Here is a 12,180-nt window from a genome sequence, read left to right as displayed (position 1 = left end):
ACGAGCCAATGGCTCGTAGACCGCATGTCTTCACCCCGCAAACGGGAGAAGAGACGGCATCGGCTTTCCGCGCAGTGTATGACATAGCCGTGCGGCCAGCGCTCGCGGCAAACCCTTCCCTTCTCCCGCAAGCGGGAGAAGGTGGCGCGCAGCGCCGGATGAGGGCGCTTTTCAGCTTCACTGCAAAAAGCTCCCCTCATCTGCCCTTCGGGCCTCTTCCCTCGCACGCGGGAGAAGGGATAACACATTCCCACACGCTTCATCGTTCTGCCCTGCCCTTTGGAGTCCTCCATGACCCACTCGCCTGACTGGCTGCAGATTCACCGCGGCGATGCCCCGTTGATCGTCAGCTTCCCGCATACCGGCACCGAACTGCCCGACGCACTGGTCGGCCACTTCGTCTCGCCGTGGCTGGCCCGCCGCGACGCTGACTGGTGGGTGCACGAGCTGTACGCCTTCGCCAGGGAGCTGGGCGCCACCACGGTGCGCACCGCGGTCTCGCGCTCGGTGATCGACGTCAACCGCGATCCCTCCGGCGCCTCCCTGTACCCGGGCCAGAACACCACCGGCCTGTGCCCGACCACCACCTTCGACAACCAGCCGCTGTACCGCGACGGCCATGCACCGGATGAGGCGGAGATCCATCGCCGCCGCCAGACGTGGTTCGACCCGTACCACGCCGCGCTGCGCGCCGAGATCACCCGACTGCGCGCCCTCCACGGCACCGTGGTCGTCTACGACGCGCATTCGATCCGCTCGCTGATCCCGCACCTGTTCGACGGCGAACTGCCGCAGTTCAACATCGGCAGCGCCGGCCCCAGTGGTGCGCCGGACACGTCCTGCGACAACGCCCTCACCGACGTGGTCGAGAACCTGTGCGCGATCAGCGGCCTGGGCCACGTCCGCAATGGCCGCTTCAAGGGCGGCTGGATCACCCGCCACTACAGCGATACCGCCGGCGGCGTGCATACCCTGCAGATGGAGCTGGGCTGCCGTGGCTACATGCACGAGCCCGCGCCGGCCGATGTCGATGAGCACAGCTGGCCGACCCCGTACGACCCCGACCACGCCGCACCGGTACGCGACACCCTGAAACAGATCCTTCGCGCCTGCCTCGATTTTGCTTCCCGGAGAAACGCATGACCCGTCACGATCCTTCCCGCAGCCCGCGCGCGCCGCGCGGCAACACGCTCAACTGCAAGTCCTGGCAGACCGAGGCCCCGTTCCGCATGCTGCAGAACAACCTCGACGCCGAAGTGGCCGAAGACCCGACCTCGCTGGTGGTGTATGGCGGCATCGGCCGCGCCGCGCGCGACTGGGAGAGCTACGACAAGATCCTGGAAACACTCCAGCGCCTGGACGACAACCAGACCCTGCTGGTGCAGTCGGGCAAGCCGGTCGGCGTATTCCCCACGCACCCGGATGCGCCGCGCGTGCTGATCGCCAACTCCAACCTGGTGCCGCACTGGGCCAACTGGGAGCACTTCAACGAGCTCGATAAGAAGGGCTTGATGATGTACGGGCAGATGACCGCCGGCAGCTGGATCTACATCGGCAGCCAGGGCATCGTGCAGGGCACCTACGAAACCTTCGTCGAGATGGGTCGCCAGCATTACGGTGGCAGCCTGGCCGGCAAGTGGATCCTCACCGCCGGCCTCGGCGGCATGGGCGGCGCGCAGCCGCTGGCCGCATCGCTGGCCGGCGCCAGCAGCCTGACCATCGAATGCCGCCAGAGCAGCATCGACTTCCGCCTGCGCACCCGTTACGTCGACGAGCAGGCGACCGACATCGACGACGCGCTGGCGCGCATCGCCAAATACACGGCAGCCGGCGAAGCCAAGTCGATTGCCCTGCTCGGCAATGCGGCCGAGATCCTGCCGGAGCTGGTGCGCCGTGGCGTGCGCCCGGATTGCGTCACCGACCAGACCAGCGCGCATGACCCGGTGCACGGCTACCTGCCGATCGGCTGGAGCGTGGAGCAATGGCTGGCCGAGCAGCAGGCCAGCCCGGAGAAGGTGCGCGACGCCGCCAAGGCCGCGATGCGCGTGCACGTGGAGGCGATGCTGGCCTTCCACGCGGCCGGCATCCCGACCGTCGACTACGGCAACAACATCCGTCAGATGGCCTTCGATGAAGGTTTGAAGAATGCGTTCGACTTCCCGGGCTTCGTGCCGGCCTACGTGCGCCCGCTGTTCTGCCGTGGCGTTGGCCCGTTCCGCTGGGTGGCACTGAGCGGCGACCCGGAGGACATCTACAAGACCGATGCCAAGGTGAAGGAGATCATCGCCGATGACCCGCACCTGCACCGCTGGCTGGACATGGCCCGCGAGCGCATCAGCTTCCAGGGCCTGCCGGCGCGCATCTGCTGGGTCGGCCTGGGCCTGCGTCACAAGCTGGGCCTGGCCTTTAACGAGATGGTCCGCAATGGCGAGCTGAAGGCACCGGTAGTGATCGGCCGCGATCACCTGGATTCGGGCAGCGTCGCCTCGCCCAACCGCGAGACCGAGTCGATGAAGGACGGTTCGGATGCGGTTTCCGACTGGCCGCTGCTCAACGCCATGCTCAACGTCGCCGGCGGCGCCACCTGGGTGAGCCTGCACCACGGCGGTGGCGTGGGCATGGGCTACTCGCAGCACTCCGGCGTGGTCATCGTCTGTGACGGCAGCGAGGCCGCTGACCAGCGCATCGCCCGCGTGCTGTGGAACGACCCCGGTACCGGCGTCATGCGCCATGCCGATGCCGGCTACGACATCGCGCTGGACTGCGCCCGCGAGAAGGGCCTGGACCTGCCGGGCATCCTCGGCTGATCGCCACACCTTCACTTCCGTAGCGATGGAAGCCATGCCCCCTCCCGTCCACGGGAGGGGGCATCTGTTTTCGGGCGCAACGACGCACGGGCGCGCCGTCCGTCGATGTGCTATCAAGCAGCACCTGTTGGGTAAACACCATGCGCAGCCTGCTCACGTTGCTGTTGATGCTGTTCACGGCCTCGGCCTACGCGGCCAACGACGACATTGTGCTGCCGGCCGGCTGGGAGCAGCGCCTCGATGCGGCCGTACCGGCCCTGGCCCGGCAGACATTGGCGCGCTACGACGCGCTCGATGCGCAGCAGCGGCTGGGCACGGTGTTCCGCCTGCAGTTGGCCGCCGGCAGGTATGCCGACGCCATCACCAGCATCCAGGCGCTGCGCCGCCTGCGCAACGACCCACCCAACCAGCCGCCGTTGTTCCTGCAGTACGAGATCCATGCGCGTGCGCGGCAGGCGCAGGCCGAGCATCGGCAAGCATTCGCGCAGGCATGGCCACAGGCCTTCGCCGCCCGCTTCGCCGAGCTCGACGACCGCAGCGCGCAGCAGGCCAGCGTTGCCTTCGGTGGTTACCTGCCGCGCATGCGCCAGGACCTGGACCAGCGCATCGAACAGGCACATGGCAAACGCAGCCTTCCCCTGGATCAGGCCGTCGAACTGGTGCGTGCCTGGCAGGTCCACGACAGCTACGCCGCCTTCCAGCCCCTGTTCGCCGCGGCACAGGCCGCCGACGACGCACGCCGTTACCAGGTCGAGCGCGACCTGTTGATCGCCACCCCGGACGGCGCCCGCGTGTCCGCGCTGCTGGTGCTGCCGCGCCACGCCGCCACTCCCCTGCCTGCATTGCTCACCTTCACCGTCTACGCCAACGACGATTGGGCCTGGGACGACGCCCGCAAGATGGCCGCCCACGGCTATGCGTCGGTCGTGGCGTACAGCCGCGGCAAGGGCCGCAGCCCGGATGCGATCGTGCCGTTCGAGCACGATGGCGGCGACGCGGCGGCGGTGATCGACTGGATCGCCGCGCAACGCTGGAGCGATGGCAGGGTCGGCATGTATGGCGGCAGCTACAGCGGCTTCACCCAATGGGCCGCGCTCAAGCAGCGTCCGGCCGCGCTGAAGGCCATCGCCACCTCGGCCACGACCGCACCCGGCATCGATGTCCCGATGGAAGGCGGCGTCTTCCTCAACTTCATGTACGCCTGGCCGTTCTACACGGCCAGCAATCGCAGCCTGGACGATGCCAGCTACGGCGACAGCGCCCGTTGGCAGCGGCTCGACCAGCAGGCCTACCGCGGCAGTGGCCGCTACCGCGATCGGCCCGCCATCGATGGCATGGCCAACCCGGTGTTCAGCCGCTGGCTGCAGCACCCGCGCTACGACGCCTGGTGGCGCGCGATGATTCCCCAGGACAGTGCGTTCGCCGACATCGACATCCCGGTCCTGGCTACCACCGGCTACTTCGATGGTGCGCAGATCGGCGTCCTGCACTACTTCCGCAACCACCTGCAGCACCGCCCGAACGCCGACCATACCCTGCTGATCGGTCCCTACGAACACTTCACCATGCAGACCGGGCTGCCGCCGGTGGTGCAGGGCTACACGCCCGACCCCGGCGCCCGCATCGACCTGCAGGCAATGCGGCTGGCCTGGTTCGACCACGTCTTCAAGGGCGCGCCCACGCCCGCCCCGCTTGCCGGGCGCGTCAACTGGCAGGTCATGGGCGCCGACACCTGGCGGCACGCCGACACGCTAGAAGCCATGGCCACGCGCAGCCAGCGCTACTACCTGCACGCCGGCGCCAATGCCGCGCACCGGCTCGATGCGGCACCGTCCAACGGCCCACCGGCGATCCAGCGCGTGGACTTCAGCGACCGCAGCGACGCCGACTGGCAGCCTTCGCCGAACGTGTTGAACCCCACGCTGGACCCGCACGCCGGGTTGGTATTCCGCAGCGACGTGCTCACGCACGACCTGGAATTGGCCGGACCGTTCAGCGCCGACCTGTACTTCACCCTCAACAAGGCCGACGCCGACCTCAGCATCGGCATCTACGCGCAGGGGCCCGCAGGCCAGTACTTCGACCTGGCCTATGCGCTGCAGCGCCTGAGCCAGGCCGATGACCGCAGCGAACGCCACCTGCTGCAGCCCAGGCAACGCAGCCACGTGCGGATCCATGACACCCGCCTGCTCGGCAGCCGCCTGCCCGCCGGCAGCCGCATCGTGGTCACCGTCGGCGTGCTCAAGCAACCCAACCTGCAGCTCAACCTTGGCAGCGGCAAGGAACCCGCCGACGAGACCCTGGCCGACGCCGGCGAGCCGCTGGTCATCCAGTGGCACGGCGACAGCCACGTGACCCTGCCGATCCGCGATTGATCCGCATCCGGCCAGGACGCGGGCGAGCTCAGCGCAACAAGGCTTCCAATCGCTCGACCACCCGGTCGAACGCGGCGATGTCACGCGTGGCCCGGCTGATCGCCACCGCGCCTTCGACGCTGGCGATCAGCATCGTCGCCAATGCCTGCGCCTGGACCGGCGCATGGCCTTCGCCGATGAACGCCTCGGCCAGGCGTCGCTCCCACGCCGTGAACGCAACACCGGCCGCTTCCCGGGCATCGTCGGCGCCGCCGTCGATGGGCTCTTCCACCGCCGCGGCAAGTACCGGGCAGCCCACGTGGAAGTCGGACTTGAGCAGGCGTTCGCGCCATAGCGCCAGGAAGCGCGAAACGCCGCTGACCACGCCCTCGCGCAGGACCTCGTCGAGCATGGCGTCGATGCGGCTGCCGGCCAGGGCGGTCGCTTCGGCCAGCACCTGCTGCTTGCCACCGGGGAAATGGTGATAGGTCGAGCCAAACGGCGCCTCGGCACGCTTGGTGACCTCGCGGATGCTGGTGGCATTGAGGCCATAGGTCGCCAGCATGTCGGCGGCGGTGCTGATCACGCGCTGCGGGGCATCGGTGGGACGGCGGCGCATCGCGAGGTCCTTGCTATGACGGGTGTCATAGCTTAGCGTACGCGCGTTATGACAGTCGCTATAAAAGGTTTGCCCACGCCATGAATCTCTGGTTCCGTCTGCTGCACCTGCTGATCTGTTCCTGGTTCCGCCCGCGCCTGCAGGCCCCCGCCGGCGTGTCGCGGCTGCAGTTCCGGGTGCTGCCCAACGACATCGACCTGAACCTGCACATGACCAACGGCCGCTACTGGACGATCTTCGACCTGGGCCGGCTGGACCTAGTGCTGCGCACCGGCCTGGGCAAGGTGGCGATGCGCCGCAAGTGGGCACCGATCGCCGGCGCCGGCACCATCCAGTTCCGGCGCGAGCTCAAGCCATTCCAGCGCTTCACCCTGGAAACGCGCATGGTCGGCTGGGTCGGCGGCCGCATCCTGATGGAGCAACGCGTGCTGGTCGGCGACGACGACAAGGTAGCCACCCGCGCCCTGCTGATCACCGGCATGTACGACCGGCGCGGCCGACGCTTCGTCACCGGCGAGGAAGTGCTGCAGGTGCTGGGCGTGCAGGACGTGGCATCGCCCCCGTTGGGCGCGGCGGCGCAGGCCCTGCTGGCCGCCGACGCCGGTAACGGCCAGCAGCAGCAGGCCACCGCAGATGGCGACGTTCTTGAAGAACTGGATCGTATTGAGGTCGCGCGCTTGCCCCTCCATCGACCAGAACGCATGGCCCATCACGGCCGTACCCAGCGTGAAAAGCACGAACAACAGTGCCAGCGGCCGCACCCACAGGCCCACCACGATGGCCGCGCCGACAAAGAACTCCATGAACACCGACACCGCTGCCGCCAGGGTGGGAAGCGGTGCATGCAGCGATGCCATGTAGGCCACCGTGCCGGCGAAGTTCGTCAGCTTGGAAAGCCCTGACATGATGAACAAGACCATCAACAGGATGCGCGCGGCCAGGATGATTGCATCGCGGTTGCGCTCGACGAGACCGTCCATCATCGGATCCCTCCAGGCGGGCGTTGGGATGGGGAACACAGCATGCACCCGCACCGGGCGCGATTGCGACACGGCCCGGCACGCCCGGCCGGTATACCCCGCTTCACCGGCAGGCACCGTGATGAAACCGGCACCGTGGCCGATCAAACCCCGCCGTTCCCCCGCCGCCTGCAGATAGTGCCCGCCGCTCACGGCACGATCCGGATCGGCACCGGCACATCCACCACCTCCCACAGCGCATCCATCTGCGCATCGGTCAGCGCGATGCAGCCATCGGTCCAGTCGTGCTGCTGCAAGGCCGCGGCCGGCAGGGGCGACTGATTCGGCTGGCCGTGGATCATGATGTCCCCTCCCGGGGACACGCCGCGCCGCTGCGCATCGGCACGGTCCGCGGCATTCGGGTAGGAGACATGGATCGAACGGTGGTAGCGGCTGTTCGGGTTCTTCCAGTCCAGCATGTACACCCCTTCCGGCGTGCGCTTGTCCCCCTCCTGCTGCTTGTGCCCGGCCGGCACCCGCCCCAGCGCGACCGGGTACTGCAGCAACAGCGTGCGGCCACTGAAGACGAACAACTGCCGCTCGGACTTGTCCACGTAAACAAACGTGGCCTTCGGTTGCACTGCCTCGACGTCGTCGGTGGCCGCAGCCGTACCCACCATGGCCAGCATCGACGCCAGGCAGGCGTTGCTTCCCTTCAGCACGTGACACCCCGGTTGAACGTTGCCTCTGAGCCTACCCGACGACGCGTCGGTACGCCGCCATGCGCCGACGAGGCCGGTGACGGGCGTCATGGCCTATGCCAGACTCCGGCCACTTCGTCAGGATGACCGCAGGACGGCAGATGATTGTTCCGGAGTATTGGGCCGAGGCCCGCAGGCAGGTCCGCCATCGCCGCCGCAGCGTCACCGTCCGCCGCTTCGGCTGGTCCGAGCTCAGCCTGGAGGCCGCCCAGGCGCATGCCGAGGCGCGCGTGCAGCAGGCCATGGACGCCATCCTTGCCGGTGAATCACTGCCGCGCCGCGAGCGCCGCACCCACTATGGCGTGGAAGGCGTGCCCATCCGCGAGCAGGTCGTTGCGCGCGAGGGCGAAGATGTCATCACCCGCAACAGCTACGGCGCGCTGTGCCTGAACACCCCGGACGTGCTGTTCGCCGACATCGACCTGGAAGAGCCTCCCTCCGGCTGTGTCCTGCCCTTCCTGCTGTCGGCGGCCTGCTGGCTCGGGGTGATGGCCATCATCGGCGTCAACGCGAACAACTGGTGGATAGGCGCCGCAGCCGCCACCCTCGCGCTGGTCCTGCTCAACTGGCTGGTGGTAGTGGTCAGGCGCGTGCGCTTCAACGCCAATGGAGGCGCCCAGGGGCGCGCGCTGGCCAAGCTGGAGCAGTTCGCACGGCAACAACCGGACTGGACGCTGCGCACCTACCGCACGCCGGCCGGTTTGCGGGTGCTGGTGATGCACGCGGTGTTCGATCCGCAGGACAAGGCGGTCCACCAGTTCTTCAAGGCGGTCCACGCCGATCCGCTGTATGCCCGCATGTGCCGCCTGCAGCACTGCTTCCGCGCGCGCCTTACTCCCAAGCCGTGGCGGATGGGAATGAAAGCCCGCATCCAGCCACGCGTCGCGGCATGGTCACCCGAGCAGGCCAACCGTCCGGACCGGTTGGCCTGGATCGCCGATTACGAGCGGCAATCGCCGGGCTTCGCCGCCTGCCAGTACCTGCGGACGTTCGGTGATACCGTGCGCGTCCATCCGCGCGCCGCGCAGGTACGGGCACTGCACGATCGCTACAGCCGGGCCGAAAGCCGCCTGCCGCTGGCCTGATCGGGTTTGCGCAAATGGGCCGGCGCGGCGTCCGGACGGTGAAATCCGGCTTCACGCGACGCTGCCGAACACGCCTTGAAAAGCGCCGCCGTGCGTCCATATCGGACATGAACACGGCCGTGGTTGGTCAGTAAATGACGCCCTTCCGGGGCGTTCCTGCACAAAGCAATCCGACGCCTGACCATGTGTATCCGGGTGAAGGAAATCCGCCACGGCCGCTGCTATGTTGCCGCCGCCATGCACACCCCCGGCCCTCCCGTCCAGCACGTCCCCGACCTGCCGCAGGCGCTGCGCAGCGTACCGCTGCGCACGATCGCGCCGACCTCGGCGCTGGTGCTGGTGTTCTTCAGTGCCTGGCTGGCCGCCGACCGGCGCCTGCCGGAACTGGCCATCAGCCTGCTGCTCACCGCTGTGGCCGTGGCAGCCACGGTCCTGGCCCAGCGTCGAAGGCTGGACATCGCCGGGGTGCTGGCCGCCCTCGCCAATGCAGGCGGCTGCCTGTTGGCGGCGTGGGTGCTGCAGCATTCGGCGCTGGCATGGACGTTCCTGGTCCTGATCAGCAACTTCTTCATCGTCCGTTACGAGGTCGCCGCACCGGTCAACCTGGCATTGGTCGTCGGGCTGTTGCTGCAGCCCGGGCTGCTGCTCGCGCCGATCCAGCCGCAGGCGCTTGCCGTCATCGTGCTGACCTTCGGTTTCGGCCATCGCTTCTCGCGGCGCCTGCAGGGCGACCGCAGCCGCCTGGAGCAACTGGCCTCGCTCGATGCCCTCACCGGCGTGCCCAACCGGCGCGCGCTCGAACGCACCCTCAGCCAGCAGATCATCGGCCAGCGCGAGAGCCGCTTCCGGCACGCGCTGGTGGTGCTGGACATCGACCACTTCAAGGACGTCAATGACCGCCACGGTCACGCCGCCGGCGATGCCGCCCTGTCTGACCTGGCCGCCATCCTGCGCTTTGAACTGCGCGACCGGGACCAGGTGTTCCGCTTCGGTGGCGAGGAATTCGTGATCCTGGCCGAGACCGGTACGCGCGAAGCCCTGGAATGCTTCACCGAACGGATCCGCAAGGCGGTGTACGAGGCACTGCGGGGGCCCGGCGGCCGCATCACCATCTCCCTGGGCGGGGCGATGTATGCCGGCGAACAGCGCTGGCAGGACTGGTTCGCGCGCGCCGATGCGGCGCTGTACGAAGCCAAGCGCAAGGGACGCAACAGCGCGGTCATCGCCGGCTGACCTGCGGCGGCGCGGTTGCGGGCCAAGGCGCATCGCCTCCCCGCGCCGACATGACAAGGGCCGCTTGCGCGGCCCTTGCTTCACGCCATCAACGCTGCGGCTGCGATCACGACTTCAGCGGGATCAGGCGGATCTCCACGCGGCGGTTCTGCGCACGGCCGGCGTCGGTGCTGTTGTCGGCGATCGGGTAGGCCTTGCCGGCACCCAGCGTCTCGATGCGCGCGCCCTGCACGCCCTGCGCGGTCAGGTAGGCGGCCACGGCGTCGGCGCGTTCCTTCGAGATGCGGTTGTTCACCGCGTCGGTGCCGATGCTGTCGGTGTGGCCGACCACTTCGATCATGGTCTGGTTGTACTCGCGCAGGGTGCTGGCCACGCCATTGAGCGCACCGTAGAACTGCGGCTTGAGGGTGGTCTTGTTGAAGTCGAAGGTGATGCCGTCGGGCAGGTTCAGGGTGATGTTGTCACCTTCGCGCTGCACGTCGATGCCGGTGTTGGCGGTGCGCTCGCGCAGGGCCCGCTCCTGGCGGTCCTGGTAGTTGCCGATCGCCGCGCCGCTCAACGCACCGATACCGGCGCCGACCATCGCACGCTGGCGACGCTCGGTGGCATCGCCTCCGCTGAGCAGGCCCGCGGCCACGCCGATGGCGGTGCCGATCAGCGCGCCCTTGCCGGTCTTGTTCTGCTGCTGGGTCTGGTTGCCGTACGGGTCCTGCTGCACGTAAGAGCCACCGGTGGCACAGGCCGAGAGGACGGCAGCTGCCACCAGACCAAGGGAAGTATTGCGGACAGCGGTAACGGTGCTCATCAGAGTCTCCTTCATGGGCCGGCAGGAAGGCCGGCGTGGATTTGCCGGGCAAGGATAAACAGCAGGCTGCGACGTGGGGATGATGGAACCGCGCCGGAAGCGGGTTCCATTCATCTAACTGTCTGAAGCGTTCAAACTCTTAGCGGCACCGGTGGTAGGCGGCCAATGCGGCCTCCCTGCCCTGCGCCAGATCGACCAGCGGCTGTGCCGGATACGTGGGCGCCTGCTCGGCCAGCAGCGACGGTGACAACCACGGCGCGAACCGTGCCTTGACCGGCAGCCCCGCCAGTTCCGGCACCCAGCGGGTGATGTAGCGCGCATGCGGGTCGAACTTCTGCGCCTGCGTCACCGGGTTGAACACCCGGAAGTACGGCGCCGCGTCAGCGCCGGTGCCGGCGATCCACTGCCAGCCCATGCTGTTGTTGGCCAGGTCGGCGTCCACCAGCGTGTCCCAGAACCAGCGCGCGCCTTCCTTCCAATGCATGCGCAGGTGCTTGCACAGGAAGCTGCCGACCAGCATGCGCACGCGGTTGTGCATGTAGCCGGTAGCCCACAGTTCGCGCATGCCGGCATCGATGATGGGGATACCGGTGCGGCCCTGCTGCCAGGCGCCAAGCAGCTCGGCGCGCGGCGGCGCCCAGGCGAACGTATCGAAGCGCGGATTGAGGTTGCTGTCGGAAGTCTGCGGAAAGTGATGCAGCAGGTGCCAAGAGAACTCGCGCCAGCCCAGTTGCCGCACGTAACCGTCGATGTCGGCGTCGCGACCGGCACTGCGCAGCCGCTCCAGCGCGTGCACGATGCGCCACGGCGCGATCTCGCCGAAATGCAGGTGCGGCGACATCAACGAGGTGCCGGTACGGTCCGGCAGGTCGCGCTGCTCGCGGTAGCCATTGAGCGCGCCATCGGTGAAGACGTCCAATGCCTCCTGCGCACCGGCCTCGCCCGGTTGCCAGTGCGCCCAGAACCCCGCATCCCAGTGCAACCGCGGTGCCAGCTGCAACGCCTGCAGCGGCAGGCCCTGCAGGCCATGGCCGGGCAGCCGCGACGGCGCCTCGGTCAAGGCCGCCAGCCGCCACCGGCCCAGCGCGTTGCGCCAGAACGGCGTGAACACCTTGTACGGGCCGCCCTGTTGGGTCGCCAGTTCCCACGGTTCAAACAGCAGATAGCCGTTGTGGCTCTCGGCGTGCACGCCCTGCTCGCGCAGGCCGCGCTTGATCGCTACGTCGCGTGGCTGGGTGGCCGGTTCGTACTTGCGGTTCCAGTACACCGCCTGCGCGCCACTCTCGGCGATCAGCGCCTGCAGTTCGGCATGGCTGTCGCCACGCCGCAGCACCAGCGCACTGCCACGTGCACGCAGGTCGGCGTCGAGCTGCTGCAGCGACTGGTGCAGCCATGCCTCGGAGGCCGCGCCCGGTGCCCATGCGCCCTCTTCGTGCGGCGCATGGATGTAGACCGGCAGCGGCGTATGCCCGGCCTCGATCGCGGCCTGCAGGGCCGGGTTGTCACGCAGGCGCAGGTCGCGCCGAAACCAGACGAGGGCGACGGACATGGCGGAGG

At 68.3% G+C, this 12,180-nt stretch carries 9 protein-coding genes and 2 pseudogenes; 6 read left to right on the top strand and 5 right to left on the bottom strand.

The features are described from left to right. Nucleotides 1–291 precede the first annotated feature (291 nt). From hutG to ACIPR8_RS06780, 3 genes are all read left to right on the top strand, one after another. Nucleotides 292–1,143, top strand: coding sequence for an N-formylglutamate deformylase (gene hutG, locus ACIPR8_RS06790; protein WP_446540510.1), 852 nt, complete (start codon nucleotides 292–294; stop codon nucleotides 1,141–1,143). Then, entirely contained in the window at nucleotides 1,140–2,807 is a 1,668-nt protein-coding gene (gene hutU / locus ACIPR8_RS06785; RefSeq protein ID WP_446540509.1) for a urocanate hydratase, read from the top strand. Before hutG ends, hutU begins: the two co-directional genes overlap by 4 nt. Nucleotides 2,808–2,947: 140 nt before the next feature. Beyond that, nucleotides 2,948–5,182, top strand: a complete 2,235-nt coding sequence (locus tag ACIPR8_RS06780; protein ID WP_446540508.1) for a CocE/NonD family hydrolase — start codon at nucleotides 2,948–2,950, stop codon at nucleotides 5,180–5,182. 28 nt (nucleotides 5,183–5,210) lie between these two features. Here the strand turns inward: ACIPR8_RS06780 and ACIPR8_RS06775 are convergent, their stop codons facing one another. Continuing rightward, nucleotides 5,211–5,780, bottom strand: a complete 570-nt coding sequence (locus tag ACIPR8_RS06775; protein WP_446540507.1) for a TetR/AcrR family transcriptional regulator — start codon at nucleotides 5,778–5,780, stop codon at nucleotides 5,211–5,213. Between the two features lie 80 nt (nucleotides 5,781–5,860). Here ACIPR8_RS06775 and ACIPR8_RS06770 point away from each other — a divergent pair. Beyond that, nucleotides 5,861–6,382: pseudogene (locus ACIPR8_RS06770) on the top strand (thioesterase family protein); the annotation flags it as partial. Nucleotides 6,383–6,493: 111 nt separating this feature from the next. On the opposite strand, the pseudogene ACIPR8_RS06765 reads toward ACIPR8_RS06770, so the two are convergent. After that, nucleotides 6,494–6,760 (bottom strand): annotated as a pseudogene (locus ACIPR8_RS06765) (DoxX family protein); the annotation flags it as partial. Between the two features lie 188 nt (nucleotides 6,761–6,948). Further along, nucleotides 6,949–7,461: a L,D-transpeptidase family protein gene (locus tag ACIPR8_RS06760; RefSeq protein WP_446540506.1), complete on the bottom strand. Its 513-nt coding sequence runs from the start codon at nucleotides 7,459–7,461 to the stop codon at nucleotides 6,949–6,951. A gap of 140 nt (nucleotides 7,462–7,601) precedes the next feature. Here ACIPR8_RS06760 and ACIPR8_RS06755 point away from each other — a divergent pair, with 140 nt between their 5' ends. Further along, nucleotides 7,602–8,585 carry a hypothetical protein gene (locus ACIPR8_RS06755; RefSeq protein WP_446540505.1) on the top strand — a complete coding sequence of 328 codons (984 nt, stop codon included), beginning with the start codon at nucleotides 7,602–7,604 and terminating at the stop codon, nucleotides 8,583–8,585. 237 nt (nucleotides 8,586–8,822) lie between these two features. Next, nucleotides 8,823–9,818 (top strand): GGDEF domain-containing protein, encoded by a 996-nt coding sequence (locus ACIPR8_RS06750; RefSeq protein ID WP_192288505.1) that lies wholly within the window; start codon nucleotides 8,823–8,825, stop codon nucleotides 9,816–9,818. 106 nt (nucleotides 9,819–9,924) lie between these two features. On the opposite strand, the gene ACIPR8_RS06745 is transcribed toward ACIPR8_RS06750, so the two are convergent. Both ACIPR8_RS06745 and ACIPR8_RS06740 read right to left on the bottom strand, forming a co-directional pair. Continuing rightward, a complete protein-coding gene (locus tag ACIPR8_RS06745; protein ID WP_446540504.1) occupies nucleotides 9,925–10,623 on the bottom strand; it encodes an OmpA family protein in 699 nt (232 codons plus the stop codon). A 139-nt stretch (nucleotides 10,624–10,762) separates the two neighbouring features. Beyond that, nucleotides 10,763–12,172 carry a cryptochrome/photolyase family protein gene (locus ACIPR8_RS06740; protein ID WP_446540503.1) on the bottom strand — a complete coding sequence of 470 codons (1,410 nt, stop codon included), beginning with the start codon at nucleotides 12,170–12,172 and terminating at the stop codon, nucleotides 10,763–10,765. Between the last annotated feature and the right edge of the window lie 8 nt (nucleotides 12,173–12,180).

The sequence above is a fragment of the Stenotrophomonas sp. LARHCG68 genome (genome assembly GCF_052871705.1).
The sequence above is the reverse complement of the archived record's forward strand: the minus strand, read 5'-3'. Positions and strand labels throughout refer to the sequence as shown.